Annotated in this window: 39 protein-coding genes and 1 tRNA gene; 37 read left to right on the forward strand and 3 right to left on the reverse strand. The window is 39.9% G+C overall.

What is annotated here, in order from left to right; all coding sequences use genetic code 11:
- Positions 1 to 77 precede the first annotated feature (77 nt).
- The gene (locus FEE42_RS01630; RefSeq protein WP_059366202.1) at positions 78 to 737 is read right to left on the reverse strand and encodes a LexA family transcriptional regulator; all 660 of its coding nucleotides are present in this window, start codon (positions 735 to 737) and stop codon (positions 78 to 80) included.
- Between the two features lie 131 nt (positions 738 to 868).
- Here FEE42_RS01630 and FEE42_RS01635 point away from each other — a divergent pair, with 131 nt between their 5' ends.
- The 15 genes from FEE42_RS01635 to FEE42_RS01710 all read left to right on the forward strand — a co-directional run bounded on the left by FEE42_RS01635 (position 869) and on the right by FEE42_RS01710 (position 9,702).
- A complete protein-coding gene (locus tag FEE42_RS01635; protein WP_059366203.1) occupies positions 869 to 1,075 on the forward strand; it encodes a helix-turn-helix transcriptional regulator in 207 nt (68 codons plus the stop codon).
- 48 nt (positions 1,076 to 1,123) lie between these two features.
- The gene (locus FEE42_RS01640) at positions 1,124 to 1,567 is read left to right on the forward strand and encodes a YmfL family putative regulatory protein (RefSeq protein ID WP_164027552.1); all 444 of its coding nucleotides are present in this window, start codon (positions 1,124 to 1,126) and stop codon (positions 1,565 to 1,567) included.
- A 45-nt stretch (positions 1,568 to 1,612) separates the two neighbouring features.
- On the forward strand, positions 1,613 to 1,780 hold the full coding sequence (locus FEE42_RS01645) for a hypothetical protein (RefSeq protein WP_157888085.1): 168 nt from the start codon (positions 1,613 to 1,615) through the stop codon (positions 1,778 to 1,780).
- Positions 1,770 to 2,639, forward strand: a complete 870-nt coding sequence (locus tag FEE42_RS01650; protein ID WP_237184449.1) for a replication protein — start codon at positions 1,770 to 1,772, stop codon at positions 2,637 to 2,639. The genes FEE42_RS01645 and FEE42_RS01650 overlap by 11 nt, the downstream gene beginning before the upstream one ends.
- The gene (locus FEE42_RS01655; RefSeq protein WP_164027553.1) at positions 2,639 to 4,099 is read left to right on the forward strand and encodes a replicative DNA helicase; all 1,461 of its coding nucleotides are present in this window, start codon (positions 2,639 to 2,641) and stop codon (positions 4,097 to 4,099) included. The genes FEE42_RS01650 and FEE42_RS01655 overlap by 1 nt, the downstream gene beginning before the upstream one ends.
- Entirely contained in the window at positions 4,099 to 4,314 is a 216-nt protein-coding gene (locus FEE42_RS01660; protein ID WP_164027554.1) for a hypothetical protein, read from the forward strand. The genes FEE42_RS01655 and FEE42_RS01660 overlap by 1 nt, the downstream gene beginning before the upstream one ends.
- 7 nt (positions 4,315 to 4,321) lie before the next feature.
- A complete protein-coding gene (locus tag FEE42_RS01665) occupies positions 4,322 to 4,759 on the forward strand; it encodes a DUF1367 family protein (RefSeq protein ID WP_164028796.1) in 438 nt (145 codons plus the stop codon).
- A 10-nt stretch (positions 4,760 to 4,769) separates the two neighbouring features.
- Positions 4,770 to 5,345 carry a recombination protein NinG gene (locus FEE42_RS01670; RefSeq protein ID WP_164027555.1) on the forward strand — a complete coding sequence of 192 codons (576 nt, stop codon included), beginning with the start codon at positions 4,770 to 4,772 and terminating at the stop codon, positions 5,343 to 5,345.
- Positions 5,329 to 5,973 (forward strand): HNH endonuclease signature motif containing protein, encoded by a 645-nt coding sequence (locus tag FEE42_RS01675; protein WP_164027556.1) that lies wholly within the window; start codon positions 5,329 to 5,331, stop codon positions 5,971 to 5,973. Before FEE42_RS01670 ends, FEE42_RS01675 begins: the two co-directional genes overlap by 17 nt.
- 68 nt (positions 5,974 to 6,041) lie before the next feature.
- Positions 6,042 to 6,416 carry an antiterminator Q family protein gene (locus FEE42_RS01680; RefSeq protein ID WP_237184450.1) on the forward strand — a complete coding sequence of 125 codons (375 nt, stop codon included), beginning with the start codon at positions 6,042 to 6,044 and terminating at the stop codon, positions 6,414 to 6,416.
- Between the two features lie 119 nt (positions 6,417 to 6,535).
- Complete coding sequence (locus FEE42_RS01685; RefSeq protein ID WP_136126486.1) at positions 6,536 to 7,690, forward strand: type I restriction endonuclease; 1,155 nt, start codon at positions 6,536 to 6,538, stop codon at positions 7,688 to 7,690.
- Positions 7,691 to 7,987: 297 nt separating this feature from the next.
- Entirely contained in the window at positions 7,988 to 8,842 is an 855-nt protein-coding gene (locus FEE42_RS12740; RefSeq protein ID WP_237184451.1) for a P22AR C-terminal domain-containing protein, read from the forward strand.
- Positions 8,843 to 8,951: 109 nt separating this feature from the next.
- The gene (locus FEE42_RS01700) at positions 8,952 to 9,110 is read left to right on the forward strand and encodes a hypothetical protein (RefSeq protein ID WP_164027557.1); all 159 of its coding nucleotides are present in this window, start codon (positions 8,952 to 8,954) and stop codon (positions 9,108 to 9,110) included.
- A gap of 103 nt (positions 9,111 to 9,213) precedes the next feature.
- Positions 9,214 to 9,289, forward strand: a tRNA-Arg gene (locus FEE42_RS01705).
- A 53-nt stretch (positions 9,290 to 9,342) separates the two neighbouring features.
- Positions 9,343 to 9,702: a hypothetical protein gene (locus FEE42_RS01710; protein ID WP_164027558.1), complete on the forward strand. Its 360-nt coding sequence runs from the start codon at positions 9,343 to 9,345 to the stop codon at positions 9,700 to 9,702.
- Positions 9,703 to 9,724: 22 nt separating this feature from the next.
- On the opposite strand, the gene FEE42_RS01715 is transcribed toward FEE42_RS01710, so the two are convergent.
- Positions 9,725 to 9,913 (reverse strand): hypothetical protein, encoded by a 189-nt coding sequence (locus tag FEE42_RS01715; protein ID WP_164027559.1) that lies wholly within the window; start codon positions 9,911 to 9,913, stop codon positions 9,725 to 9,727.
- 335 nt (positions 9,914 to 10,248) lie between these two features.
- The gene (locus FEE42_RS01720; RefSeq protein WP_164027560.1) at positions 10,249 to 10,638 is read right to left on the reverse strand and encodes a hypothetical protein; all 390 of its coding nucleotides are present in this window, start codon (positions 10,636 to 10,638) and stop codon (positions 10,249 to 10,251) included.
- Between the two features lie 113 nt (positions 10,639 to 10,751).
- On the opposite strand from FEE42_RS01720, the gene FEE42_RS01725 reads away from it, so the two are divergent.
- The 22 genes from FEE42_RS01725 (at position 10,752) to FEE42_RS01820 (ending at position 24,682) form a co-directional block, all read left to right on the forward strand.
- Positions 10,752 to 10,991 (forward strand): hypothetical protein, encoded by a 240-nt coding sequence (locus FEE42_RS01725; RefSeq protein WP_206023163.1) that lies wholly within the window; start codon positions 10,752 to 10,754, stop codon positions 10,989 to 10,991.
- Complete coding sequence (locus FEE42_RS01730) at positions 10,984 to 11,532, forward strand: lysozyme (protein ID WP_164027562.1); 549 nt, start codon at positions 10,984 to 10,986, stop codon at positions 11,530 to 11,532. Before FEE42_RS01725 ends, FEE42_RS01730 begins: the two co-directional genes overlap by 8 nt.
- Entirely contained in the window at positions 11,505 to 11,843 is a 339-nt protein-coding gene (locus tag FEE42_RS01735; RefSeq protein ID WP_164027563.1) for a DUF2570 family protein, read from the forward strand. Before FEE42_RS01730 ends, FEE42_RS01735 begins: the two co-directional genes overlap by 28 nt.
- 25 nt (positions 11,844 to 11,868) lie before the next feature.
- Positions 11,869 to 12,030, forward strand: coding sequence for an Rz1-like lysis system protein LysC (lysC, locus tag FEE42_RS12745; protein ID WP_164027564.1), 162 nt, complete (start codon positions 11,869 to 11,871; stop codon positions 12,028 to 12,030).
- Between the two features lie 18 nt (positions 12,031 to 12,048).
- A complete protein-coding gene (locus tag FEE42_RS01745; protein ID WP_164027565.1) occupies positions 12,049 to 12,579 on the forward strand; it encodes a terminase small subunit in 531 nt (176 codons plus the stop codon).
- Positions 12,560 to 13,780, forward strand: a complete 1,221-nt coding sequence (locus tag FEE42_RS01750) for a PBSX family phage terminase large subunit (RefSeq protein WP_164027566.1) — start codon at positions 12,560 to 12,562, stop codon at positions 13,778 to 13,780. The genes FEE42_RS01745 and FEE42_RS01750 overlap by 20 nt, the downstream gene beginning before the upstream one ends.
- Before the next feature lie 5 nt (positions 13,781 to 13,785).
- On the forward strand, positions 13,786 to 15,300 hold the full coding sequence (locus FEE42_RS01755; RefSeq protein WP_164027567.1) for a phage portal protein: 1,515 nt from the start codon (positions 13,786 to 13,788) through the stop codon (positions 15,298 to 15,300).
- A complete protein-coding gene (locus FEE42_RS01760) occupies positions 15,293 to 16,120 on the forward strand; it encodes a phage head morphogenesis protein (protein WP_164027568.1) in 828 nt (275 codons plus the stop codon). The genes FEE42_RS01755 and FEE42_RS01760 overlap by 8 nt, the downstream gene beginning before the upstream one ends.
- Positions 16,104 to 16,277 carry a hypothetical protein gene (locus FEE42_RS12750; protein WP_237184452.1) on the forward strand — a complete coding sequence of 58 codons (174 nt, stop codon included), beginning with the start codon at positions 16,104 to 16,106 and terminating at the stop codon, positions 16,275 to 16,277. Before FEE42_RS01760 ends, FEE42_RS12750 begins: the two co-directional genes overlap by 17 nt.
- Positions 16,249 to 16,800 carry a hypothetical protein gene (locus tag FEE42_RS01765; RefSeq protein ID WP_237184453.1) on the forward strand — a complete coding sequence of 184 codons (552 nt, stop codon included), beginning with the start codon at positions 16,249 to 16,251 and terminating at the stop codon, positions 16,798 to 16,800. The genes FEE42_RS12750 and FEE42_RS01765 overlap by 29 nt, the downstream gene beginning before the upstream one ends.
- An 88-nt stretch (positions 16,801 to 16,888) precedes the next feature.
- A complete protein-coding gene (locus tag FEE42_RS01770) occupies positions 16,889 to 18,142 on the forward strand; it encodes a DUF2213 domain-containing protein (protein ID WP_164027569.1) in 1,254 nt (417 codons plus the stop codon).
- A gap of 12 nt (positions 18,143 to 18,154) precedes the next feature.
- Entirely contained in the window at positions 18,155 to 18,661 is a 507-nt protein-coding gene (locus FEE42_RS01775) for a structural cement protein Gp24 (RefSeq protein WP_164027570.1), read from the forward strand.
- Between the two features lie 16 nt (positions 18,662 to 18,677).
- A complete protein-coding gene (locus FEE42_RS01780) occupies positions 18,678 to 19,802 on the forward strand; it encodes a major capsid family protein (RefSeq protein WP_164027571.1) in 1,125 nt (374 codons plus the stop codon).
- A gap of 81 nt (positions 19,803 to 19,883) precedes the next feature.
- The gene (locus tag FEE42_RS01785) at positions 19,884 to 20,264 is read left to right on the forward strand and encodes a hypothetical protein (RefSeq protein ID WP_164027572.1); all 381 of its coding nucleotides are present in this window, start codon (positions 19,884 to 19,886) and stop codon (positions 20,262 to 20,264) included.
- Positions 20,264 to 20,683, forward strand: coding sequence for a DUF4054 domain-containing protein (locus tag FEE42_RS01790; RefSeq protein WP_164027573.1), 420 nt, complete (start codon positions 20,264 to 20,266; stop codon positions 20,681 to 20,683). The genes FEE42_RS01785 and FEE42_RS01790 overlap by 1 nt, the downstream gene beginning before the upstream one ends.
- Positions 20,680 to 20,919: a hypothetical protein gene (locus FEE42_RS12755; protein WP_237184455.1), complete on the forward strand. Its 240-nt coding sequence runs from the start codon at positions 20,680 to 20,682 to the stop codon at positions 20,917 to 20,919. Before FEE42_RS01790 ends, FEE42_RS12755 begins: the two co-directional genes overlap by 4 nt.
- Positions 20,892 to 21,188, forward strand: coding sequence for a hypothetical protein (locus tag FEE42_RS12760; protein ID WP_237184456.1), 297 nt, complete (start codon positions 20,892 to 20,894; stop codon positions 21,186 to 21,188). The genes FEE42_RS12755 and FEE42_RS12760 overlap by 28 nt, the downstream gene beginning before the upstream one ends.
- On the forward strand, positions 21,185 to 21,565 hold the full coding sequence (locus FEE42_RS01800; protein ID WP_164027574.1) for a hypothetical protein: 381 nt from the start codon (positions 21,185 to 21,187) through the stop codon (positions 21,563 to 21,565). Before FEE42_RS12760 ends, FEE42_RS01800 begins: the two co-directional genes overlap by 4 nt.
- Positions 21,550 to 22,050, forward strand: a complete 501-nt coding sequence (locus FEE42_RS01805; RefSeq protein ID WP_164027575.1) for a phage neck terminator protein — start codon at positions 21,550 to 21,552, stop codon at positions 22,048 to 22,050. Before FEE42_RS01800 ends, FEE42_RS01805 begins: the two co-directional genes overlap by 16 nt.
- A gap of 7 nt (positions 22,051 to 22,057) precedes the next feature.
- Complete coding sequence (locus tag FEE42_RS01810; protein ID WP_164027576.1) at positions 22,058 to 23,536, forward strand: DUF3383 domain-containing protein; 1,479 nt, start codon at positions 22,058 to 22,060, stop codon at positions 23,534 to 23,536.
- Between the two features lie 36 nt (positions 23,537 to 23,572).
- Positions 23,573 to 24,016, forward strand: coding sequence for a phage tail fiber protein (locus FEE42_RS01815; RefSeq protein ID WP_164027577.1), 444 nt, complete (start codon positions 23,573 to 23,575; stop codon positions 24,014 to 24,016).
- 147 nt (positions 24,017 to 24,163) lie between these two features.
- Positions 24,164 to 24,682, forward strand: coding sequence for a phage antirepressor N-terminal domain-containing protein (locus tag FEE42_RS01820; RefSeq protein ID WP_164027578.1), 519 nt, complete (start codon positions 24,164 to 24,166; stop codon positions 24,680 to 24,682).
- Positions 24,683 to 24,704 lie beyond the last annotated feature (22 nt).

A 24,704-nucleotide genomic window follows, 5' to 3' on the forward strand; every position in this document is an offset into this window, starting at 1 on the left:
AGTTAATTGTTATTAAGGTTTAATAATCAGTTTTTGTTACCCCACAAAATTCAACTTCTGGCTTTGGTGTACTCTCATTACAAGCCTTGTCGATGCTCAACGGCTACACCTATAATGCGTATCTCTTGGTTGAGAGAGCTTAATGTTGGGAATACATCGTTAAGCGGCACTAATTCAAAGTGTGGAGAACCCCATTCATCAAAAGTACCAAGTTCTTTATATTTCTTAAATGTTGCTTCACCATCACCATTAACAGCCGCAACAAATTTGCCCGGTGTCGGAGCAAGGTCCGGATCGATTAACACTAAATCCCCTTCGTGAAAGCGTGTTTCCATTGACTGTCCGGATATTTGCAAAAAGAAAGCATTTTCGGAAGCAAGTGTGTTGGTTGATAAAAATTCAAAGCCCTCATCAATGTTTTGGAGATAATCAATTCCGGTCCATAAGCCGGCTTGTACTTTGCTAAGCAGTGGATATTCGCGAGATCTTACAATTTTTATTGGTTCAACATTGGTATCAAAAGCCAAAACTTGTGGATCTACATTTAGGACTTTTCCTAAGATTTTTATATCATCAAGATTCGGTGTTCGATTACCTTTCTCATAGTTAGCTATTCTTGGTTGCCCCCAATTTGAATTTGTTTTATCTAGCTGATTGCTACGTTCAGCTAATTCCTTTTGACTTATACCAAGTTGCTCCCTGTAAGCCTTGATTCTTTCACCTAACGTTGTTGACATTTTTCCCCCTTGTTTTACCTGCAATCTATTTTAATACGTTCCGTTATATTTTCATAATTTCAAATTGCAATTGCTAAACATTTCTTTTTGTGATTTAATTTGCGTGGGATTTATTACAAATGGAAATATATATGAACAATATTGCAAAAATCCGCAATCAAATTGGTGTAACTCAAACTCAATTGGCGAGCAGTATTGGCTGGAGTCAACCAAGAATTGCAAATTACGAAACCGGAACCCGTAAGCCATCATTGGCTGTAGCGAGACAAATCATCGTAGCACTAAACACTTTGGGTGCGAATGTCTCTCTTGACGATGTTTTCCCTGTTAAAAACTAATTTACCCGATTCCCCCCAAATGAAAACCATAAAAACAAGGCAAAAATTATGGCAATTAAGAAAACCATTATTGAGATGATTGAAAAATGTGCGGGCGGTAAATCAGCCGTGGCGAGCTTTCTTGGCTTGAACGAAACGCAGTTAAACAACCGCCTATACCAAACCAAAGGACAACGCTTTACCAATGAGGAATTGTTGGCGATTCAACAAGAGTACGGCTTAACGGATTTCACCGATGAGATTTGTCGCTTATCAGGCGGTCGGTTTGTGCCGAATGTGAGCGCAGATGAGTTAGACAATGCGGAAATTTCAACCCTGCAATTTCACGAGTTATCCGCCCGTGGCGTGTTGTACACCGCATTAGAAAAGTCTTTACAAGACGGTGAGATTACGTCCGATGAAGAAGACAAAATCCGCCGTCTTCTCGACAAACATTTAACAGCGACACAGCTTTCGATTGAGAGTGTGATTGTATTAAACAAACGGCAATAAAAAACCACGGCTGCAACCGTGGTTAATTCTATAAGGAGATTTCCTATGTGTAGAAATAAATCCAAATTCAGGAATGATTATACGCATTATTCTCCTTTTTGGCAAGCCTTGGAATATCGAAAACGATTAAAACAGTTAATTGAGCAGGGGATTTCAATTGATGAACTTGATAAACAATCCAAAAGGCTTTTTAAGGAGTTGAATGATGAGTAACGTTGTGAGAATTGAAGAGCTACGTTTACAACAAGTAGCAAAACAAAAAACAGAACAGCAAGGTGCAAAGAAAGTGAGTGTTGATGATGGATTCACGGCAATTCCGAATGAGCTTTTAAAAGCTATCTTACGCTCAAAAGTGTTGGGTTGGAAAGGCTCTTACTTATTAGCCACTATTCTTAAAACACTCTCTTGGCACAAAGAAAGTGATTGGTTTACACATTCACAAGTCTGCGAAATGATGAATATTGAACCGACAAAATACCATATCAATCAACTTTCGGCAGCAAGAAAAGAATTGATTAAAGAGCGGGTTTTATTTGAGTCTGGCAAGAAAACAGGTGTAAATCTAGATGTTTTTAAGTGGGAAATGGTTAATCCCGAAAAAGTAGGGAGTTCCCGAAATAATAGGGATTTAATTCCCGAAAAAGTAGGGAATGGGTATCCCGAAAAAGTAGGGAACACAAAAGAAACTATTACAAAAGAAAAAATAAATACCCCCATTATCCCCCAAGGGGAGAATTTGCCTGACGGCAAATCCTTGGCGAAAAGCCCACGTCGTGTTGGAGAAAAAATTAATTTTGACCAAATCGCAGAATGTTGGAACAGCGAAAACGAAAATCGTGGTGGACAATTGCCATTCGTGGAAAAAATCAACGACAAGCGAAAGCGGGCAATCAAAAAATTTCTTGGTGAATTGAAAGCGCCAACGGCGGAATGTGCGGCGAATTATTTCCGTGCGTTTTTCGAGGCAATGAAACCGCATCATTGGGGCGAAAACGATCGGAGTTGGCGGGCAAATTTTGATTTTGCCATCCGTGCCGATATTGTGCTACGGGTTCGGGAGGAGGCGCTGTAATGACGACAGGAACCGTGAAAATCATCCCACACGATGTAACAGCCGAGCAGATGGTTCTCGGGGCATTAATGCTTGCGGGTGTGAATGAACGAACCAATCCGATTTTTGGCATGCTCAAGCCGGAGAGTTTTTACACTTACGCCCATCAGCGAATTTTTGCAGAGATGAGAGCCTTGGCGCAAGCGAACAAGCCGATTGATTTACTCACACTTGAGCATAGTTTGAAATCGAAAGGTATCAGTGAAGACGTGGGCGGCTTCGCTTATCTTGCCGAAATATCCAACAATACGGCAAGCGCCGGAAATGTGAAAGCGTACGCTGAAATCGTACGTTCTGAGGCGGTGAAACGTTTTACCTTGTCGAAACTGCAAGATTGTGAGGCATTAATTTTTGAACAAAGCGGTGCGCCGGTTGAAGCACGTTTGGAGACGATTAGCCGTTTAATGTCTGAAATTGCGGATTATTCAAGAGAGGGCAAAGTTCAAGGGCTACGTCGTGGTCGTGATGTCGGAAATGACTGGTTGAACGACTATCAAACACGCTTGCTTAATCCTGAATCGGTGCGTGGATTAAGTTCCGGGCTTTCGGATTTAGATCGCTTACTTGGCTCAAAAGGGTTAGTTAGACAATCCCTTGCTGTTGTGGGCGCACGCCCTAAGTGCGGTAAAACGGCGTTTTATTCGTTGATGGCGGAAAACTGCATTTTGAATGAGAAGAAACCCGTTTTGTTATTCAGCCTTGAAATGTCCGGTAAAGCCATTTTTGAACGGATGATCAGTAAACGTGCGGACGTGAATAGTCATGCGTTTTATGAATCACAGCAGAATGAGGAGGCGTTTAACGAGAAATATCATCTTTACCCTGAAACGTTTAACAATAAGGTGGCAAGTGCTGTAGGCGATTTAGTCAATGGTGATTTACTTTATATCGATGACACACCGGGAGTATCAATGGCGCACATCCGCAATGAATGTCGCCGCATTAAGCGTGAACGGGGAGAAATTGGTTTGATTGGCGTCGATTACCTCACCTTGATGAAAGCAGAGAAAGCCGAGCGAAACGATTTAGCCTATGGGCAAATTACCAAAGAATTAAAAAATCTTGCACGCGAAATGGATTGTGTGGTTTTACTCCTTACACAATTAAACCGCAACCTTGAGAGTCGTGCGGATAAGCGCCCTCTGCCGAGTGATAGTCGTGATACAGGGCAAATTGAGCAAGAGTGTGATTATTGGTTCGGTTTATATAAAGAATCGGTTTACAACGAAAATGCCGATCCGTATTTGACGGAGGTGATGGTGAGATTAAATCGCCACGGTGGAACGGGTAAGGTTTATGTCGATCAGAAATTTGGTGCGATGTTTGAATGTGATCAATTAGAGGCTGAACGACGAGCAGAAATGGGTAAGCCGGATAAAAAACAACCACGTTATAAAAAAACGGAAAAGGATGAATTTTGATGAGTAAATACCTATGTCCTAAATGCGGTGGTGAGATTGAGGATTGCAGCGCCGGTGATGAATGGGGTTGGTTTGAAGATGAACCCTTTCGCTGTGCCGGTCATTACACGGGACGATTCCCGAATGTCAGTCGGGATTGTAGTTTAAACCGCACGAAGTCTTGCGGTTGGTTTAAGTTGGAAGAATTGAAAAAGTGCGGTGGGTATTGTGGCTAAATTTCAGATGACGAAGTTACCGGGGGGAACTTTTGTGCCGGCAACGGAAACGGAAGCCGAAGCCTTGCAGAAGTTCCGCAACGGCGAGCAATACGAAATTGAAATTAAGCAAGTTCGTAATCCGGCATTTCATCGTAAGGTTTTCGCCTTTTTTAATTTCTGTTTTGAGCATTGGGCCGCAGATAAAACCGAATGGAAATACTTTGACGAACGCAAGCAGTTTGACACTTTCCGCAAGAATCTGACAGTGATTGCCGGCTATAAAGATGTGACTTACAAATTGGACGGCAGCCTACGGGTAGAAGCTCAAAGTTTGAGTTATGGCAATATGGAGCAAGATGAATTTGAAAAATGTTACTCCGCATTAATCAATGCCGCTCTCAAAGAGATTTTTGGTAATACCACAGATGAGAACGTGATTAATCAGTTATATGCATTTTTTTAGCGAGGAAAAAATGAGAATTAAACTACTCAAACCGAAGAAATGCAAAGTGTGCAGTAAAGAATTTACTCCGTTTAACTCAATGCAAAAGGCTTGTTCTCCAAAATGCGCAATAGAGCTCGTTCGAAATAACTCACAGAAAGCCCGAGAGAAAGCGGAGAAGCAAAGGCTAAGGGAACGTAAGGCGAAATTGAAAGAAACGGATCGTGGACATTGGCTTAAGGCGTTACAGAAAGAAGTTAATAAATTTATTAGATTGCGTGACAAAGGAATGCCTTGTATTGCTTGCGGTGCGCCATGGAAACCAAGTTTTCAAGCATCACACTTTATCCCTCAGGGTAGAAGTTCATTTTTACGGTTCCACGAAGACAATATTCACTCCGGTTGCATTAGATGCAATTTATTTGTTGGCGGCGGGAATATCCACGGGTATAGACCAAGGCTAGTAAATAAGATCGGAAGTGAAAAAGTTGAGTGGCTGGAGGCAAATCAACACCGGATAAAAAAATGGGAAATAGCTGAACTAAAAGAAATGCTTAAATTATACCGAGTTAAAAACAAGGAGCTAGAAAATGAAATGCAAGATTGATGGTTGCGATAGAGAGGCTAGGTACAAAGCAGATTGCGTATGCCAAAAACATTATTTTAGATTTATGCGGAATGGCACTTACGATTTGTTACCTAAACCTACTAGACAGTACCGCAGAAGTAACATGAAAGGTTATCAATTACTTTTTGAGCCAAGACATCCATTGGCAATGAGTGATGGATATGTTTACGAGCATAGACTTGTAGTTTATTCGATCTACGGTGATAAATTGCCTCATTGTCAGTTTTGCGGCTCTCAATTAACTTGGCATAACTGTCATGTAGATCACATTGATAATGATATAGCTAACAATAAGCCAAGCAATCTTAGACCGATATGCCGTGGTTGTAATGTGATGCGCAGCCATTCATTAATACCTAAATATACTCATAAAGGACATTCAACAATAACATTTAATGGAGTAACAATGACTGCTAACGAGTGGGCAAGACAAGATAGGGTAACAGTTGCAGGAAATACGATATTAAATCGAATTAAAGCCGGATGGTCTATTGAAAGTGCGTTGTTTTCTCCAAGCATGACTCACCCAAATTCAAAGGTTAAGCATTCTGTCCCTAAATATAAAAATAAATTTGAGCTTGGTTCAAGAGGACTTGAGCTTGATTAACACAATCGAAGATTGCAAAGAAATTATTCAGTATTACAAAGAGAAAATTAAAACGTTAGAGGGCTTAAATGCGTAGTATTAATATTGATAGAGTAGCGGTGCAATGGGGATACTGGGCGACACCTCGTTACGGCACGGAATTTCCTCGCATATCAGCCGGATTTGCTCAAGTTAAGCCTAATGCCGAATATGCTTACAAACCGCATTTAGATCCGATTTCTGATGATTTAGGTATGCAGATTAACGAATGTATGTTAATTATGCATAAAGTGAATCCTGAGCTTTATGATGTATTTATGCTGACTTATGTTGATCGGTGGGAAATTAGCAATATTCATCGTTGCCTTAATATATCCCGTAGAGAGTATTTTAACCGTCTAAAAACAGCGAAAACATCACTAAAACTCATGTTGCACACTGGGAAAACGGTATTTGTTGCTTAAAAAAACCTTCAAAAGGCTCAAGAAATTGAGCTTTTTTTCTGTTTTGTGATTTAGATCACTTGTTTGATCCAGTTCTTATAGTTGAATATAAAAGACCAATCAACCTAAGGAAAAAAGTTATGACAGACCAATTATTTAAAGATCGTATTTTATCTCATGCTCAGCATATCTTACGTGTAGGCTCACACTGTACGACAGAGGAAACGACTAAACAGGCATTAATTTTGCCATTTTTGGATATTTTAGGATTTAGTGCTTATGATCCAACAAAAGTAAAAGCAGAATATATGGCTGATTTTGTTGGTGTTAAAAACGGTGAGAGAGTAGATTATGCTCTGTTTTGTCATAATGTTCCTGTGATGTTCATTGAGGCTAAAGCCTACGCTGAAAACCTCACAAATCATGCGCCACAGCTTGCTCGATATTTTAATGCAACACCTGAGGTGGCTGTTGCTGCTATTACAAATGGTCGGGAATGGCGTTTTTTTACTGATCTAAAAGAAAAAAATATAATGGATGATACGCCGTTCTTGCGTATCAATTTTGAATCATTAGATCATTCTAAAATTGAGCAACTAAGCCAATTTTGTCATGATAAATTTCAGCCGGAAGCGTTACGCACATTAGCTGAAGAAAGCATCTATTTATCAACATTTACAAAAACCATTTCAAGTAGTTTAAAAGAAGTTAATGCTGATTTTGTACGCTATGTTGCAAGTCATTCAAATATCGGGAGACAATTGAATCAGCGATTTATTGAGAGCATTACACCAATAGTCAAGCAAGCGGTAGAAAAAGCGGTAAGTGCAATGGTTGTATCGGGTTTAACCGGAAATCAAGAAGTGGATATTCCTGATACTACCGAAGTAGAACAGGTCGTAGATGAAACTGCACCGATAATCGATCCAAGTAATAGCAAAATTGTTACAACTTACACAGAGAGGCTATTGTTGGATTACGTTAAAATGATCTTAGGAGACGAGATAGACATTATCGCCAAAGATACGGAAAGCTATTTCAGTATTCTTTACCAAGGTAAATCTAATCGTTGGGTATTGCGTTATTATGATAATAAGCAGCGACCATCAATCATTATACCGATTGAACTCACAGAGGAACATCAGCGAGAGATTCAAAGAGCGGGGTTAGAGGTGGCTAGTAACCAAATTATCCTAGATTATCCTGAGAATATTTTAAGAATTAGCGGCTTGATCCGTGATTCTTTAGAGTATTGTACAAACGATGAAAACTTCAGAAAAAAACAAAGTAGTTAAAAATCAAAAGCCCTATTGCAATCAATGGGGCTTTTTTGTATTATCCCATCCAAGGTCTCAAAAGCCTTTTTGCTTAACGGTTATTCACCCCGTCAGCGTGATTTTTTTGTATCTGAAATTTGTGATCTCTTTCTCTTTACCACAGAATTAATGGTACAAAAAAACAATAATCTAAACCAATGGTCGAGAGTGCGAGGAATAAAATACCGAAAGGGAATAACTCCGCTCGATTAAGCACGAGTTTTGAGCTCTCGACCGCCCGAATTATCGGGATTTCTCTCAAAAGGAAATGCTTATATGAAAACCGTACTATCTACATTTAACTTTCACTCTTTCCCTGTTCGTATTAATGTCCTTAATCAAGAGCCATTCTTCTGTCTTTTAGACGTTGCAACTGTCTTGGGATTGGGAAACAGATCTGTGTCTAAATTCAAGTTCAATCCGAAAGGAGTGGAAAAACTTTCCACCCCTTCAAATGGTGGAGATCAAGAAATGATCTTTATCAATGAACCTAATCTTTACCGTGTTATTTTTAGATCTAATAAACCTGAAGCTGAAACATTCCAGAATTGGGTATTTGAAGAAGTGCTACCACAAATTCGCAAAACGGGAAAATACGAACACAAAACCACAGTAGATGAACGCACAGGCTTACGTAATGCTGTAAATATGTTGGTGAGTAAAAAAGGATTGATTTATTCCGAAGCCTATAATCTTGTTCATCAATATATGAACGTAGAAAGCATAGAAGATATTCCGGCAGACAAATTACAAAGTGCGGTGGAATATGTGCATAAAATCGCACTTGAGGGGGAATTAATCGAACCGAAGAATAACGAGCATTATTCTTTTGAATTTGCCGAACACGATTTACAACAAATAGCTTGGGACTGGTTCGCTCTCGTCAAATGCGTGGAATTTACAAACTATCTCATTCCGGCACTTGATAACATTCAATCCAAATTTGCGGCACAAGCACACAGTATTGTGAGCGAATATGGCTCAATGTTACGCAGACATCAACCGCTAATCCAAAAGCTCACCGCTGACTTTAAAGTCGAAATGTGGGGCGATGAAAACTGGAATAGAGTTCTTCCGACCATTCGGGATAACGATATTCTCAGACCAAAGCACCGACTAGGCGGATTCTAAAACTTATTCAAAACCGACCGCACTTTTTACTTTGAAGTAGCTCAGAACCTAACTTCAAAGCTCAGTGTGGTGGTTTCTTGCACCTTAGATTCAGCAAAAGGAACAGAAAATGAGCATTAGAAAGGTAAAAATTACACTGGTGGCGTTGGTATTTATCAGTTTGGCGTGGCACTTTGATTTAGGTAGCGACTACGACGGACGGATTGTTTTACCATATTCACAAAAACTAGCCAAACTTTGTAAAAAACACTTGCAAAGTGTGCACTGAAAGTATATGATTCACAGTATGGTGCGGTTTTAGCACGTTGCAAACGCACAAATGAATTTAGTAGCCCTGATTGAATACAGTCGGGGCTTTTTATTATATATTTACTCTGTTAGCTCAACAGGATAGAGCAATGACCTCCTAAGTCATCGATACTGGTTCGATTCCGGTACAGAGTGCCATAAATCTGATATAGCCCTTGGCAGAAATGCTTGGGGCTTTTTGTTTGGAAAAAATGAATTTATCTCAATTACCTTATTTGAATGTTCCTTTGTTTGAAAGTAGCCGTGTTTACTTATGTTTAAGCCGAGAGGAATGGCAACAAGCTCATTCATTTTTTAATGTTAAGGCAGATAAATTAGACAGGAGAGGGGCTGCTAATACATTTAAATCTTTATCAGCCAATCAAGATATCCATTTACTAGGATGGTTTGATGGAGAATTTTCAACACTTGCTCACGAGGCTGCTCATATTGTTTTTGATATTTGTTATTTAGTTGGTATTGAGGTTGAGGCTGGAAAAGCTAATGAAACTTTTTGTTATTTGCTAGATTGTATAATGCAATTTGCTAAATGTCGTGTAAAAAGCCGGTAATTTTTTACCAGCTTTAAATATTTTAACTCTTCTTGCTATCAGGTGTACGATGGATTTGTTCCCAAGAGTGACCTGGTTGCGTTGTTGGAGGGGCTTTTTGATTATCTTTAATCGTTGTAAAGTTATCTGTTCGTCCTCCCCTTGGTCCTATTTGTTGATAAATACCACCATTTTTACCTGTATTTTCACCAGGTTTTATTTTATTAGCCATATTATTAACCTACAAGAACTTGAAAAGCTCTTGCAAAGGAGAATCAAAACCTCCATAATGCGCTTCGGTTTCGAAGCCCTTTCAAGAGCATAAACAAGTGGTGTTCTGCAAAACTCACTTGTTTTCGTTTCTGTCTTTTACAACCTCTGATAGCATAAACTATCAGGGGTTTCCTATTATATCTAGTGCTTAATAAAAAAATTTCACACAAGATATAGGGATTATATTCAAGGATCTTTTATTTATCAATGATCTTTATACAAAAGATCCAATATTTTTATTGAAAAACACGTCCTATGAATTTATACAGGCCACGCAATGAGCGTAGTTTTTTGTTAGCTATCTTTTTTCGTGTTTGTTTCTGATTTTGCTATTTTTATTAACTCAGTTATAGCTAACGGTAAATTAGCCCAACCTAAAAGATTTAACACGATTTTGTTCCAAAAATAATCTTCAAATGTAGAAACTTTCATAATACTGTTGATTTCATCAAAACTTAAGCTTGCTATAGTAATTGCCATGCTGCTATATAAAAGAGCTACGAGATAGTGGGTAGAATTATCCTCTAGTTTAATCTTACTATGTATGAAAAACCAAAAAACAACACAAATTGGTCCCTGTATGATATGAGGAATGATTCCGTAAGGTTCCAAGAAAAAAATAATTGTGGATATGAATGCTGCATGAAGAAGTATCACGATATAGATTTTAGAAAATAATTTCATTTTAAACCTCTGTTATTTTATTGTGTGGAAACTTTATCTTAACAGAACTATGGCTCGCTTTAATAGGCGAGCTTTTTTATTGCCTCAAAGAAAGGGGGCGGAGTATGAGAAATATGTTTAAAGACCCGGGAAATCAAAGTTATTTCTGGTCTAGCTTTTCCGGTTTACTTGCTTGGTTAAGCGACCAGCAAAATTTAATGTTACTCAGTCTTGCTATCGGTATTTTAACGGCATTAGTCAATCTTTATTCGAAATGTTCTGAAGGCAGAGCAAGACGACGAGCAGAGGAACGGGAAGAGGAAATCCATGCACTTAAAGTGCAGCAACTTAAGCGGGGATTAAGAGATGAGTAGATTAAAAGTTGTCGGCAAGGTTGGCGGTGTGTTGGTATGTAGTATCGCCGCCATTATTGGTATTGTACAGACGAATCACCCTGATTTACGCACAAGTCAAGCCGGAGTGGAAATTATCGGTCATGCGGAAGGTTGCCGACGTGACCCTTATCAATGCCCGTCTGATGTATTAACGGTGGGTATTGGTTCGACAGAAGTAAGCGGTGGATCTATCAATCCCAATAAACGTTACACGGATAAAGAGATTGCTGACCGCTGGGCGAATGACTTACGCATAGCAGAAGGTTGCGTGAATCTATATGGCAATGGTAGAAATCTACCACAAGGCACATTTGATGCCATGACTTCCATCGTATTTAACGTGGGTTGTGGTGCAATGCGTAAATCAACGATGTTCCGCAAGGCTAACGCAGGTGATTATATCGGGGCGTGTAATGAATTACCGAAGTGGGTTTATGCCGGCGGTAAGAAATTACGTGGGCTTGAGATACGACGAGAAAAGGAAAGGGCATTATGTTTACGAGATTTGAAAGTGCGATAAAACTGACCGCACTTTTTCTTATTTTGGGTTTGTGCTTTTGGTTATGGGTTCAGCACAGCACTATCTCTAACTTAAGAGCCGACAATCAGGCTCAAGCCCAAACTATCGCAAAGCAAAGTGCGGTTATTTCTGAGCTTAAATTACAAGCCAAAGAAAATGAACGTCTTACACTTGAACTAAGCAAAGCAGAATCAGAGGCAAGGAGTAAATCAGATGAAGTTATTAAATCTATCTCTCAGCAAGAGAAAAGTACTGACGCTTATCATAGCCACGCTCCTCGCGCTGTTATCGACTTCTTGCGTCAAGAATGAACCGGTAACAACGGCTTGTCCTGTATTGCCTACTGCGTTTATCTCTCACTTAGATAAATCTTCATTCAATGGCAGCACTTATGGTGATGTGACACAGTATGCCGTCATACTAAAACGTGAGCGTGATATTTGCTTAAATCGAATTGATAAGATTCGGGAATGGCAGGTAGAGCATGCACAAAAATAACATATAAGGATTAAACCTATGCCTGTAAAAAAAGACGAGGTGAAATCCACGTCTAAAGGGCGTGGTTTAAATGAAAAGCAAAGAAAATTTGTTGATGAGTATCTGATTGATCTAAATGCCACTCAAGCAGCAATTAGAGCAGGATACAGTAAAAATAGGGCATCTGAATTGGGTTATCAACTACTACAGAAAACTACAGTTCAAAATGCCATTAAAGAAGCCCAAAAAAAACGTTCGGAGCGGGTTCAAGTTTCACAAGATGATGTTTTACGTGGTTTGCTTGAAGTAATTGCGATGTCTACGGGAAAACAATCGGTGACAGAGACCGTGGTTACAAAATCAGAAAATGGTGAAGCAATTGGGACAGATGTGGTGAAATCTTGTTTTGAACCACATGCCGTAAACAAAGCCCTTGAATTGCTTGGTAAACACATTGGTATGTTCAAGGATAAGGTTGATGTGACGACAAATGGCGAATCAATTAACCAGCCGACAGTTATTGAATTAGTCGCTCCTCAGTTTAATAAAGATGACGAAAGCAACGATTGAGATACCTCCTAAGTTAATTCCTGTTTTTACCACACCTAATAAGCGTACTCGTGGTGCGCACGGTGGACGTGGTTCTGGTAAAACAAGAACCTTTGCTAAAATGACAGCAATTAGGGCTTATCAGTGGGCTAAGGCAGGTATTAGTGGTGTAATTCTTTGTGGTCGCGAGTACATGAATTCATTGGAAGAGTCATCATTAGAAGAAGTTAAACAGGCGATTAAATCTGAAGCATGGCTTGAGTCATTTTTTGATATAGGCGAAAAGTATATTAGAACGAAAGATGGCAATATATCTTATGTGTTTGCCGGATTACGCCATAATCTAGATAGCATTAAATCTAAAGCAAGAATATTACTTGCGTGGATAGATGAAGCAGAGAATGTTAGTGAGGTTGCGTGGCAAAAATTAAATCCTACTGTTCGTGAAGATGGTTCTGAAGTATGGGTTACCTGGAATCCTGAAAACAAAGGTTCTGCTACAGACAAGCGTTATCGACAAAATCAAGATGATAGTATGATTATCGTTGAAATGAATTATTCCGATAATCCATGGTTTCCTGATGTGCTTGAACAAGAGAGATTGCGAGACAAAATTCGTTTAGATGATGCTACTTACCGCTGGATCTGGGAGGGCGATTATCTTGAACAATCAGAGTCTCAAGTATTTTACGGAAAATATGAAGAGTTGGAGTTTGAGCCTAATCCAGATTTCAACGGACCTTATTTTGGCTTGGACTTTGGTTTTGCAAAAGACCCTACTGCTGCTGTTAAATTGTGGGTTTTTAATGATGACTTATACATTGAGTATGAGGGTGGAAAGGTCGGTTTAGAGCTTGATGATACTGCTCCATACTTAATAGAAAGATTGCCGGATATAGAATCTCATACTGTGCGCTCTGATTCTGCCCGGCCAGAATCAATAAGCTATTTGAAACGCCATGGCTTACCACGCATGGAGGGAGCTAAAAAAGGAAAAGGTAGTGTTGAAGACGGTATAGCACATATAAAATCTTACAAAAGAGTTTATATTCATCCTAGATGTAGAAATACACTAAATGAGTTTAGACTCTATAGTTATAAGGTGGATCGACTGAGTGGTGACATTCTCGCTATAGTTATTGATGAACACAACCATTATATAGACGCGATACGTTACGCCTTGGAGCCTTTGATGAAGCACAAACGTTCTTGGTTTGGATAAGTAATATGTTTGGATTTGGAAAGAAAAAAGAACCTGAAAAAGTTGTTGTAGAAGAACCAAAAAGTTCATACTGGACGAATAGCGGCTTTACTGAGAATTTAGAGAGCAATTTTTTTCTAAGTGCCATTCGTAACGCTGTTTCAAAAAATAACAAATTAGGTGCTAATGTTGGTGACATCTCTAAAGATGACGGCGACTTGTCGTCACTTAAAATGCAATTCTCTGCACCGGAAAGTATCAGTGTTCAAATTGCCAACTGGTATGCTTCGCAGTCATTTATTGGATATCATATGTGTGCACTATTGTCGCAAAACTGGCTTATCAATAAAGCCTGTTCAGTTCCTGCGCGTGATGCTACTCGTAATGGCTATGATATTATTGCAACAGATGGTAGCGATATACCGGATGAGACAATTAAGGCATTGCAGAAATATGATAAAAAATTTAGGTTGCGTTGGAATTGTGAACAATTTGTCAGAATGGGGCGAGTATTTGGTATAAGGCTCGCCCTTTTTGATATCAATAGCAACGATCCAGAGTTTTACGAAAAGCCGTTTAATCTAGACGGTGTAACTAAAGATAGCTACAAAGGGATTATTCAAATTGATCCTTATTGGTGTGTACCTTTGATGGTTGGCGAAGAATTAAATAATCCGGCAAGTCGACACTTCTATGAGCCTACATACTGGCAAATCAACGGTAAAAAATATCACCGCTCTCACTTGATGATTTTTCGCAACAGTGAAGTTCCTGATTTAATTAAGCCAATGTATTTATACGGTGGGCTACCTGTTCCTCAGCTTATCATGGAGCGTGTTTATGGTGCTGAAAGAACCGCAAGTGAATCACTTGGACTGGTTACATCAAAGCGTACAACTGTTTGGCTGACAAATATGGCGATGTTTATGACCGATGCCGAGAATAACGCTCAAAAGCTCAAACAATGGATTAACTACCGAGATAATTACGGCGTAAAAATCGGCGACAAGGAAGGCGATCAGTTACAGCAGTTTGATACTGCCCTTGGTGATTTAGATGATGTCATTATGACTAATTACCAACTTGTAGCGGCTTCTGCGAATGTACCTGCTACAAAGTTATTAGGAACGACCCCAAAAGGCTTTAATTCAACAGGTGAAGGTGAGGCAAAAAGTTATCATGAAGAACTTGAAAGCATTCAGGAGCATGATTTAACCGAATTTGTAGAACGTCACCATCAGCTAGTGATGAAATCTACCGGCGTGCCATTTATTGAAACCTCTGTAAATTGGCGACCAGTAGATAGTCCTACAGCTCAAGAAATTGCAGAGCGTAATAAACTCAAAGCAGATACTTATTCGGCACTTGCAATGTCCGGGGCGATTGATGGTGAAGATATTCGTTATCGCTTGGCATCCGATCCTGATTCTGGATTCCATGATATGGGCGAAAAAGACGATGATTCGGAGTTACTTAAGCAACTTGGCGTCACAGATGAAACTATAAATGCGATTAATCAGTTAGAGCAAGGCAATGAATAAAATCGAAGGCAAACCACTACTTGTAAGTGCCTCAATTGGCGAGGAATATGCTAAAAGCATTAATGCAGCAGTTCGATTACTGCATAAGGAAATCAATCAAGAAGTTTCAAAATGCTATATGGTATATGCACAAGATAGTGATTTGCCGGAGAGGGGGAATTTAATTTCTCAACTGCGTATTTTATTCAACCGACTGCTTAAAAAATACAATCCTGTTTTCTCGTTATTGGCCAAGAAAGTTAGCGAGCGAATGATTGGGCGAATGTTAAAAAACTCGTCTTCTACACTAAAAATGAGCCTAAAAGATATGGGCAAAGATTTAGCAGTGAAGACGGATTTTATGAATGATGAAATGAAAGACATCATTCAAGTTGCAACGCTTGAATCGGTGAATCTAATCAAGCTCATTCCGCAGAGTTATCTTTCCGATATTCAAAAGCTTGTATTCAATTCGGTAACAACCGGAAAGGGGATTTCTGATTTAAAAAAATCTCTTGAGAAATACTATCAAGGCAATAAAAGACGAGCAGAATTGACTGCACTTGATCAAACTCGCAAAGTTTACGCAAGAATTCAATCATCTAAGCTCAAATCATTGGGCGTAAAAAGATTCCAATGGATTCATTCTGGTGGTGGCAATGAACCGCGCCAGTTGCATGTTGATATGCACGGTAAGGTGTTTGATTTTGATAATCCGCCGTTCATTGGCGTGATGTATGGCGAGCGTGTACACGGTTTGCCAGGTACGCTACCTAATTGCCGCTGTTTGATGAAACCGATTTTTGAATTTGAGGACAAGAAAAATGATGAAAATGAATAAATCACAAATTAAACGAATAGGTAATCTATGGTCCTCTGTCTTTGCTATGGATGACAGATGGATTACTGTAAAACCAAATGGTGCAAAAGGAAAAGGTTCTCCTGTCAAAATTGATGACGAAGGTCGTGTTGTTGCCGGTATGGGGGGGGGAATTTAAAGGCGTAAAAATCAATGAAGTAAGAAAAGATTTTAAAGGGCCAAAAACACCAAATAAATCCTCCTTAGAAACCAATAAGCATATTGAAAAAGAAATTAAAGCCGCTCGGAAAAATGCAGAAAATGCAATTAGTAGTAAAGGATTAAATGAATTACGAGGTTTATCTGAGGCAATGAATAAAATTTCCAATTCTCCCAAATATACATTTAATCAGGAAAGTGCTAAAAAACGCTATACTGATATCAAAGATGATATTAATAAGCGTATTGCAGAACTGGAGTCTAAAAATAATGTTAACCCATTACAAAATAATGAGATAAGCAGCGAACAAGTTAAAACTAAAAAGAAAAAACAAATACCTCGAGTGTCAAGTGGTGTTGTGCCTGTGAAAATAGTGAATGAAGAACAGGTGGGTACTAATAATCAAGTTGTAAAAATTCCCTTAAATAATAAAAAGACTAGCGAAAGAATTGGGCGCAAGATAGGATCAAGTCAAGAGAAAATGGTACTTACCTACCAGTAAGGAAATGCTGGTAGGATTGAAAAAAATACGTAGCCGATGGTTCCTCTATATCTGAAAGAATAAATACCTTATTTCAAAGGATAAAACAATGACAATTGCACAGGATAAAAAAGAGTTTGATAAAAACGGCTGGTTTGAAGTGAAAAACAACCCCCTCAGCAAAGAGGGGGTTTTCTTTTATCGAGGGGCGAGTATTCGCTTGCCCGATGGAACTCAACCACCAGATTTAGACAAAATGTATGGTGTATATCGCCCAGCGGAAGAATTAAGCAGTTTGGAAGCTTTAGATAGTTTCAAACTCGTACCATGGGTTGATGATCACACTATGCTTGGAAGTGAAGATCTTGGTATGACGCCAGCGGAGCGTAAAGGCGTAAGTGGCGTGATTGGCGAAGATGTTTACTTTAAAGATGGCGTGCTTTACGGAAATATTAAAGCATTTTCCGAGGCATTGGCGCGAAAGATTGAGAATGGCAAGAAAGAGCTTTCTCTCGGTTATCGTTGCCGTTATGAGCATAATCCCGGTGTATGGAACGGTCAGCCTTATGACTACATACAGCTAGATTTGCGGGGAAACCACCTAGCCCTTGTTGAGAATGGGCGAATGGGTGGTGATGTTCGAGTATTAGATCACGATGATACGAACCTTGGACAATTTAATTTTACTTGTGATTCCTTTATGGAGAAAAAACAAATGACTTTAGAAGAACTCATGGAACAACTTCGTGATTTAACACCTGAGCAAATCGCCGTGTTAGGTGAAAAAATCAAAGAAGTAAAACAAACAGACGGCGATGACAATCAAGGCACCGGCGAACCTGATAGCCAAGACAACAATCAAGATGATGATTTACCTGATGATAACAATCAAGATGATGAGCAAAATAGTGAGCCATCGCCGATCGACAAGCTTATCACAGTTGTTGAAAAACTAGCCAATCGTGTCGATGCGTTAGAAGGCAAGACTAGTGATCCTAATGGTTCAGATAATGATGATTCAGATGATGGGGCAAGTGGTAGTGATGATGATTCAGACGCTCAAAAAGGAGAGGCGATGGATGCAGCAGAAATTACGAAGTTAGCAATGGTGAAAATCGCAAATCGCGATAGACTTTATAAACAAGTTTCTCTCTTTACCGGCGCATTTGACTGTTCCGCAATGGATGAAACAGATGTTGCGGTTTATGGTTGCCACAAGCTCGGCTTAAAGGCCCCAAAAGGTCAAGAAATGGCGATGATTCAAGGGTATATGTCCAATCGCACTCCGGTAAATAAACAAAAAACTGTTGCTGCAATGGATCAGGCTGATTCATCATTCTTAGACAAACAATTAACACGATAAGGTGGTTAAATTATGGCATTTCAAAAATCAGTAGGTTTTGAACAAGGCTTTGGCGTTCCGGGTGATATTCATCTTGAATCTCCAACTCGTGCAGAAAACTTAATTATTAATTCCAACGGCAAGAAAAACGTTTATGGTTACGCTTTCACTAAAGATAGCGCAACAAATGTTGCACAAGTGGGAGGGCAAATTGAAACCGGTCGTGTGTTTGCCGGTATTTTGGCTAATCCTAAAGAAGCCGTTTCTTATGGCACTGAAAAAGGCCCGTTAGAATCCTCTCTCGCAATTGCAGATCACCAGCACGGTGATTTTGTCACAATGGGTGATGTCGTTGTCCATGTAACAACGCAATGTAAAATCGGTGATTTTGTGGTTTATGATAAAGACACTGGCGAGCTTTCAACCGTTTCTGATAAATCATCTTTAGAAGGTAAAGAACTTGTGCCTAACGCGATTATCTATCGCTATCCGGTAACAAATTCTGCTGGCGGTTTAACTATTATTCGTTTATCCAATTAATTAGGGAGCAAATTAGATGAAATCAAAAGAGCATGGTTATATCAGTGGTCGTGATGTTGCGAAACGTATTGCGGAAAATAAACCGCTTATCGCGATGGATGCGGAAGATGTAGAAAACTATCAGGCACTCCGTAAAGTTGGTGTGGGTTTTACGGGTGAATACTTACGTAAAGCAACACAGGCTTATGCAATGGACGATCTGAATGGCGGTGTATTTACTGCTAACGCAGGGACTCCGGTTCAGTTCTTGCAAGCGTGGTTGCCGGGCTTTGTGCGTGCGGCATTTGCACCACGTAAAATCGACGAATTAGTCGGTATTGCAACGGTGGGCGAATGGCATGATGAAGAAGTTGTTCAAGGCGTATTAGAAACCATGGGTGATGCAGTACCTTATGGTGATACGTCAAACGTTCCACTTTCAAGTTTTAATGCAGGCTTTGAACGTCGCACAGTAGTTCGATTTGAAAAAGGTATTAAAGTTGGTCGTTTAGAGGAGGCTCGCGCCGGTGCAATGCGCTTAGATGCTGCAGCGGAGAAACGTACTGCTGCAGAGTTAGCATTAGAAATCCAACGTAACAACGTAGGTTTCTTAGGTTATAACGATGGCAATGCGCGTACTTACGGTTTCTTGAACGATCCTGCGCTACCGGCTTACACCACTGTGGCATCAGGTGCGGCAAACGCAACCAATTGGAACAAGAAAACATTCTTGGAAATCACCGCAGACTTACGTCAAGCATTCACGCAATTGCAAATTCAATCACAAGGCGTTGTAGATGCTGAGCAAACTCCGACTTGTTTAGTGTTACCGACTAACTGCTCAACATTCTTAACTGTAACTTCAGATTTCGGCATTAGCGTTCGTGAATGGTTAAGTAAAACCTATCCGAAATGTCGCGTAGTGACTGCGCCAAACTTAAATGGTGCAAATGGTGGTGCAAATGTGTTCTACTTGTACGCAGAAACTATTGATGATGGCGCAACTGATGACAATCGCGTATGGATTCAAGCCGTTCCGGTGAAATTCATGGCGTTAGGTGCCGAGCCAAAAGCAAAAGGCATTGTGGAAGATTACACCAATGCAACAGCAGGTGTGATGTGTAAACGACCTTACGCAGTATATCGCGCAACAGGTATTTAATCGGACCGTCAAAGTGCGGTCTTTTTTATTGATAAATCCGATCTAAAAGAGGTCGGATTTTTTATTTTGGAGACTGAAATAATGCCTTATGTATTTTCAACCTTAACCTGTGATAACCGTTACGTTTCTTACGCAGAAACCGGCGCAGATATTAAAGTGCCTGAACGTGGCGTACTAATTAAAGGCGGAACAGGGATTATGAATGACCGTTTCATTACGCCATTAGGTATGGCAACTGAAGTGACTAAAGAGGAATTGGAGCTTTTAGAGAAAAACCAAATTTTCCAACTTCACAAAGAAAACGGCTATATCGTTGTTCAGGATAAAAAAGCCGATGTCGAAAAAGTGGCTGGTGATATGAAAGGCAATGATGGCAGTGCGCCTTTAACGCCTTCAAGCTACAAATCAAAACGCAACAAACCTGAAGATCTAACCGTAACCACAAATAGCGAAGGTGAATAATGGATGTCGATGTTTTCCGCGAATTGTTTCTGGCGTTTCGCGATGAATATAAATTTTCAGATGAAATGATAGAGCTTTGGGGAGAGCAGGCTGACCATTATTTAAAAGAAAGTTGGATATTAAACGGGCCAGTGTTCGAGCATGCTAAATCATTAATGACAGCTCATCTTGTTCATTTAGCGAGTTCTGTGGCAAGTGGTAATGGAGCAAATGGCGCTGTTCAATCTGCAACAGAAGGGAGTGTAAGCGTATCATTTTCCGCCCCACCGTCTCGTAATGGCTGGGAATACTGGCTATCGTCTTCGCCTTATGGGGTTCAGTTATGGGCGCTGCTGAACAGCTTAGGTTCTGCCGGTCTTTATATTGGTGGATTGCCTGAGCGTAAAGCGGTACGTAAAGTGGGAGGCGTGTTCTTATGAGCAAATTTGCTAAGGAGTTGAAGAAAAGGATTGCGGGCTTTAAAGCAGGTAAAGGAAAAGTAGCACGTGTAGGTGTGATTGAAAATCAACACTATGATGACGACACACCTGTTGCTTATATTGCTGCCGTTCACGAATATGGTTCGGAGTCAAATAATATTAAGCCACGTCCATTTTTTCGCCCAACAATTTCTGAAAAACAGAAAGAGTGGGGGCTTCCGCTAAAGCACTTTTAAAACAGGGTAAAAATACAAAAAGCGTATTGAAACTTGTTGGGAAAACTGCTGCTGGCGATATTAAAATGACCATTAGTGAGATAGATAGCCCACCTCTTGCGCTCTCAACAAAAATTGCACGAAATCGTAGAGCGCATAAACCTTATCAAACAAAGACTGGGCGTTGGCGTAAGCCTAGACCAAAATCTATCTCAATAAAGCCTTTGGTTGATACCGGTTTGTTAATAGCATCAATTACAAGCGATCTTATTGATAAGGAAGCAAAATGAACCTAAGAAATATCGCAAATAGCGCGATTACCGCTGTAAATCCAAATATACCGGCAACACTTCAAGTAAACCAAGGATATGTTACTGATGATACCGGTAAGCGGGTTTCAAACTATGAAAGTTACGAAGTTTCTATTCAGGCGCAAAGTTTAAGCACGCAGGATTTATCGTTATTTGATTCCTTAGCACAGCAAGGGCAATTATTAAACGTTTATGTATCAGGGCAGATACACGTTTTACGCCGTATTACAGGGCAAGGTGCAGATAAATTAGTGTTTAAGGCGTTTGGTGAGAATGAAGCCTCAGAATGGCTCATTAAATCAGTTTCTGAATCATTCCCGAATTGGTGCAAGGTGGTGGTATGGCGACAGAATTAAGCACTTCTCACGATGATATTTATAGAGAGCTTAGAAGTTATCTTCTGGCTCTTTTTAATTTGCCGCAAGACAACGTGATTCGGGGGTACAGCAACAATGTCCCGTTACCTAATGGGGATTTCATTTTGATGAATATTCTCCATGAAAAAGCCTTATCAACCAACGCTCATAATTACAGTATCAATGAAAGCAATACAGAAGTTTCACATACGGCCGAGATAATGATACAGCTTGATTTCTATGGTGAAAGTGCGGTCAAAATGGCGAAGACATTTTGTCTGCTATGGCGTGATTTTTATGCGTGTGAACATTTTACTTGTGGCAGTCCTTTGTATTGTGATGAACCTAAATTTATGCAGTTTATCAATGAGCGTTCGGAATATGAAAATCGGTGGTTGGTAACGGCATATTTCAATTACAACCCTGTGATTACTCATCAGCAGGAATTTATAACAGATCCATTAATCCAAATAAACAAAGTGTGAGGTAACTATGTTTAAATCTATTCCCGCTTCACAAATTGTTAGCATTACCCCTGCTGTATTAAGTGCGGGTGGTTCTCCGCTATCAATGAATGCGGTATTTATCAGTAAAAACGAAAACCTACCGACAGGGCAAGCGGTATCTTTTGCAACTGCCGATGCGGTGGGAGAGTATTTCGGTATTAATTCGGACGAACATAAAGCGGCCAGTGTGTATTTTAACGGTTTTGATAATTCAACTATCAAGCCTAGTCAGCTTTATTTCTGTGCATATAATACCGATGAAGAAAGTGCCTTTTTAGTTGGCTCTTCCGTCAAATCTTTAAAACTCGATGCATTAAAGGTGGTGACAGGCAGTTTTGAGATATCTATTGATGGGATTGCCAAGAAAATCGAAAACATTGATTTTTCTGATGTAACTAGTTTTTCCAATGCGGCGGAGAAACTCTCTCAATTACTTGATGGCGCAACAGTCTCCTTTGATGGTCAACTACAGGCGTTCAAAGTATCATCAAACGCCGCAGGGGAAAGTTCATCAATTGATTACGCTAAAGGTACAGTCGCAGAAAAAATAGGTTTAACAAAAAAAGCCGGCGCGGTGCTCTCACAAGGGGCGGGCGCAAGCTCTCCGGCTGAGGTGATGAAATCAGTCACTGATTCAACACTAAATTGGGCAACCTTCACCACAATTTTTAATCCAACTCTTGAAGAGAAATTAGGCTTTGCCGAATGGTCAAATAATCAAAACAGTCGTTTCTTATTTGTTGGGTGGGGATTTGAAAATGAAGCAACATTAGCCGGTAATACAGAATGCTTTGGGGCTAAACTGAAAGAAAGTGCTTATGATGGCAGTTGTGCAATTTACGGAGGTTTAGATAAAGCAGCATTTGTATGCGGAACCATTGCATCGATTAACTTTACTGAACGGCAAGGACGCATTACATTGGCATTTAAAGGTCAATCCGGTTTAAGTGCGGATGTCACCGATGCTACGGTCGCAAAAAATCTTGAGAAAAACGGCTATAATTTTTATGGTGCTTGGGCGACAGCGAACGATCGCTTCTTATTCCTTTCACCGGGGCAAATTGCTGGTAAGTGGAAGTGGATCGATGCCTACGTCAACCAAATCCGTATTAATAGCCAATTACAGTTAGCATTGATTACGTTGCTAACATCTGTCAAATCACTTCCTTACAATGCAGAAGGGATAGCTTTACAACGTGCGGCTTGTAATGACCCAATTAACGAAGCGTTGAATTTTGGTTCTATTCAAACAGGTGTAGTATTGAGTGAGCAACAAAAAGCTATTATCAATCGTGAAGCTGGTTTTGATGCCGCAAGTGCGATAGAAAGCCGTGGCTATTGCTTATATATTGGGCAGGCAACCGCACAAACTCGAGGTATCCGTCAATCAATGCCGATGAAGTTATGGTACACCGATGGCGGAAGTGTGCAATCAATCAACCTTGCGTCAATTAACGTTCAATAAGCGACTTAGGTCGCTTTTTCATTTTAGGAAAAAGCAATGCGTACAAATACAGAGAAAACATTGACATCTGCCAACAGTATCTTACAAATTCGAGCAAAAGGGTTTAACGATAACTGGGTGAAGTTAGAACAATATGCTGCTGATAATGCCTTTGATTATGGACAAGGTTCAATCGGTGAAACGGTAATGGGGGTTGATGGGATTCAATCGGGGGGATTTACCCCTTATGAGGTTGATTTAAACATTCAGCTACAGGCAAACAGCCCGAGCCGATCTTATTTCGACAAACTTATCAATCACATCAACAACACACAAGAAACGGTTGCTGTGGAATTTTCGTGTGAAATTCCATCAATTAAAAAACGCTATAACTCTTCCGGTTTTATGGTTTCCATTCCTGGTGGGACTAATGCGAAAAAATTATTAGAAGCGGCGACTTATTCTTTCAAAGTCGTGAATAACGGGGCAGAAGATATTTAATCTTTAGTCATAAAAACAGAAGCTCAATCATTAACGATTGGGCTTTTTTATTACCTGTAAGATAGAAAAGTACACTCGACAAGCGGTGTTTCATTCTCCACTCACTGCTTCTTACAGGCTCTTTTTGTGGAGAGCACAGGAGAAAATATGCAAGCGTTAAAAGCTGAATTTCTAGGACAAGAAGTTACCTTAATTGATAACAACGGCGTGCCTTATGTGGCAATGCGTGAAATTGTGTTAGGCATAGGTCTGAACTGGGCGAGCCAATCCGTTAAACTTAATCAAAATAGTAAAAAATTCAACTGTTGCGATATCGCAACGGTTGGTGCAGATGGCAAAACCCGTAAAATGCTCTGTATCCCAATCAAAAAGCTCAATGGTTGGCTGTTCAGTCTTAACCCAAATAAAGTGCGGTCGGATTTAAAGGCGCGTTTGGAAAACTACCAAGAAGAATGTTTCCTTGCCTTATGGGATTATTGGACGGAAGGTGTCGCCCGCCGTGATGAAGTGAAAAATAAACTCTCAGCTTGGAATATTAAAAACAAGGAATACAAAACTTCTGCGAGCGAAAAGGGAAAAGCACTAAACGCCTGTAAGAAAGAAAAAAGCGCATTGGAGCAAGAATATGCGCAAATCAAGCAAATGGAATTATTTTTTAATTTATAAATAAACCCTGGACACTCGCAAT

Origin of the sequence: Rodentibacter caecimuris (genome assembly GCF_010587025.1) — a bacterium.
Taxonomy (GTDB): Bacteria; Pseudomonadota; Gammaproteobacteria; order Enterobacterales; family Pasteurellaceae; genus Rodentibacter; species Rodentibacter caecimuris.

Bases quoted from the DNA above. Each gene is read 5' to 3' on its own strand.
- FEE42_RS01630 (WP_059366202.1), bottom strand. From the start codon at position 737: ATGTCAACAACGTTAGGTGAAAGAATCAAGGCTTACAGGGAGCAACTT.
- FEE42_RS01635 (WP_059366203.1), top strand. From the start codon at position 869: ATGAACAATATTGCAAAAATCCGCAATCAAATTGGTGTAACTCAAACT.
- FEE42_RS01640 (WP_164027552.1), top strand. From the start codon at position 1,124: ATGGCAATTAAGAAAACCATTATTGAGATGATTGAAAAATGTGCGGGC.
- FEE42_RS01645 (WP_157888085.1), top strand. From the start codon at position 1,613: ATGTGTAGAAATAAATCCAAATTCAGGAATGATTATACGCATTATTCT.
- FEE42_RS01650 (WP_237184449.1), top strand. From the start codon at position 1,770: ATGATGAGTAACGTTGTGAGAATTGAAGAGCTACGTTTACAACAAGTA.
- FEE42_RS01655 (WP_164027553.1), top strand. From the start codon at position 2,639: ATGACGACAGGAACCGTGAAAATCATCCCACACGATGTAACAGCCGAG.
- FEE42_RS01660 (WP_164027554.1), top strand. From the start codon at position 4,099: ATGAGTAAATACCTATGTCCTAAATGCGGTGGTGAGATTGAGGATTGC.
- FEE42_RS01665 (WP_164028796.1), top strand. From the start codon at position 4,322: ATGACGAAGTTACCGGGGGGAACTTTTGTGCCGGCAACGGAAACGGAA.
- FEE42_RS01670 (WP_164027555.1), top strand. From the start codon at position 4,770: ATGAGAATTAAACTACTCAAACCGAAGAAATGCAAAGTGTGCAGTAAA.
- FEE42_RS01675 (WP_164027556.1), top strand. From the start codon at position 5,329: ATGAAATGCAAGATTGATGGTTGCGATAGAGAGGCTAGGTACAAAGCA.
- FEE42_RS01680 (WP_237184450.1), top strand. From the start codon at position 6,042: ATGCGTAGTATTAATATTGATAGAGTAGCGGTGCAATGGGGATACTGG.
- FEE42_RS01685 (WP_136126486.1), top strand. From the start codon at position 6,536: ATGACAGACCAATTATTTAAAGATCGTATTTTATCTCATGCTCAGCAT.
- FEE42_RS12740 (WP_237184451.1), top strand. From the start codon at position 7,988: ATGAAAACCGTACTATCTACATTTAACTTTCACTCTTTCCCTGTTCGT.
- FEE42_RS01700 (WP_164027557.1), top strand. From the start codon at position 8,952: ATGAGCATTAGAAAGGTAAAAATTACACTGGTGGCGTTGGTATTTATC.
- FEE42_RS01710 (WP_164027558.1), top strand. From the start codon at position 9,343: ATGAATTTATCTCAATTACCTTATTTGAATGTTCCTTTGTTTGAAAGT.
- FEE42_RS01715 (WP_164027559.1), bottom strand. From the start codon at position 9,913: ATGGCTAATAAAATAAAACCTGGTGAAAATACAGGTAAAAATGGTGGT.
- FEE42_RS01720 (WP_164027560.1), bottom strand. From the start codon at position 10,638: ATGAAATTATTTTCTAAAATCTATATCGTGATACTTCTTCATGCAGCA.
- FEE42_RS01725 (WP_206023163.1), top strand. From the start codon at position 10,752: ATGTTTAAAGACCCGGGAAATCAAAGTTATTTCTGGTCTAGCTTTTCC.
- FEE42_RS01730 (WP_164027562.1), top strand. From the start codon at position 10,984: ATGAGTAGATTAAAAGTTGTCGGCAAGGTTGGCGGTGTGTTGGTATGT.
- FEE42_RS01735 (WP_164027563.1), top strand. From the start codon at position 11,505: ATGTTTACGAGATTTGAAAGTGCGATAAAACTGACCGCACTTTTTCTT.
- FEE42_RS01745 (WP_164027565.1), top strand. From the start codon at position 12,049: ATGCCTGTAAAAAAAGACGAGGTGAAATCCACGTCTAAAGGGCGTGGT.
- FEE42_RS01750 (WP_164027566.1), top strand. From the start codon at position 12,560: ATGACGAAAGCAACGATTGAGATACCTCCTAAGTTAATTCCTGTTTTT.
- FEE42_RS01755 (WP_164027567.1), top strand. From the start codon at position 13,786: ATGTTTGGATTTGGAAAGAAAAAAGAACCTGAAAAAGTTGTTGTAGAA.
- FEE42_RS01760 (WP_164027568.1), top strand. From the start codon at position 15,293: ATGAATAAAATCGAAGGCAAACCACTACTTGTAAGTGCCTCAATTGGC.
- FEE42_RS12750 (WP_237184452.1), top strand. From the start codon at position 16,104: ATGATGAAAATGAATAAATCACAAATTAAACGAATAGGTAATCTATGG.
- FEE42_RS01770 (WP_164027569.1), top strand. From the start codon at position 16,889: ATGACAATTGCACAGGATAAAAAAGAGTTTGATAAAAACGGCTGGTTT.
- FEE42_RS01775 (WP_164027570.1), top strand. From the start codon at position 18,155: ATGGCATTTCAAAAATCAGTAGGTTTTGAACAAGGCTTTGGCGTTCCG.
- FEE42_RS01780 (WP_164027571.1), top strand. From the start codon at position 18,678: ATGAAATCAAAAGAGCATGGTTATATCAGTGGTCGTGATGTTGCGAAA.
- FEE42_RS01785 (WP_164027572.1), top strand. From the start codon at position 19,884: ATGCCTTATGTATTTTCAACCTTAACCTGTGATAACCGTTACGTTTCT.
- FEE42_RS01790 (WP_164027573.1), top strand. From the start codon at position 20,264: ATGGATGTCGATGTTTTCCGCGAATTGTTTCTGGCGTTTCGCGATGAA.
- FEE42_RS12755 (WP_237184455.1), top strand. From the start codon at position 20,680: ATGAGCAAATTTGCTAAGGAGTTGAAGAAAAGGATTGCGGGCTTTAAA.
- FEE42_RS01800 (WP_164027574.1), top strand. From the start codon at position 21,185: ATGAACCTAAGAAATATCGCAAATAGCGCGATTACCGCTGTAAATCCA.
- FEE42_RS01805 (WP_164027575.1), top strand. From the start codon at position 21,550: ATGGCGACAGAATTAAGCACTTCTCACGATGATATTTATAGAGAGCTT.
- FEE42_RS01810 (WP_164027576.1), top strand. From the start codon at position 22,058: ATGTTTAAATCTATTCCCGCTTCACAAATTGTTAGCATTACCCCTGCT.
- FEE42_RS01815 (WP_164027577.1), top strand. From the start codon at position 23,573: ATGCGTACAAATACAGAGAAAACATTGACATCTGCCAACAGTATCTTA.
- FEE42_RS01820 (WP_164027578.1), top strand. From the start codon at position 24,164: ATGCAAGCGTTAAAAGCTGAATTTCTAGGACAAGAAGTTACCTTAATT.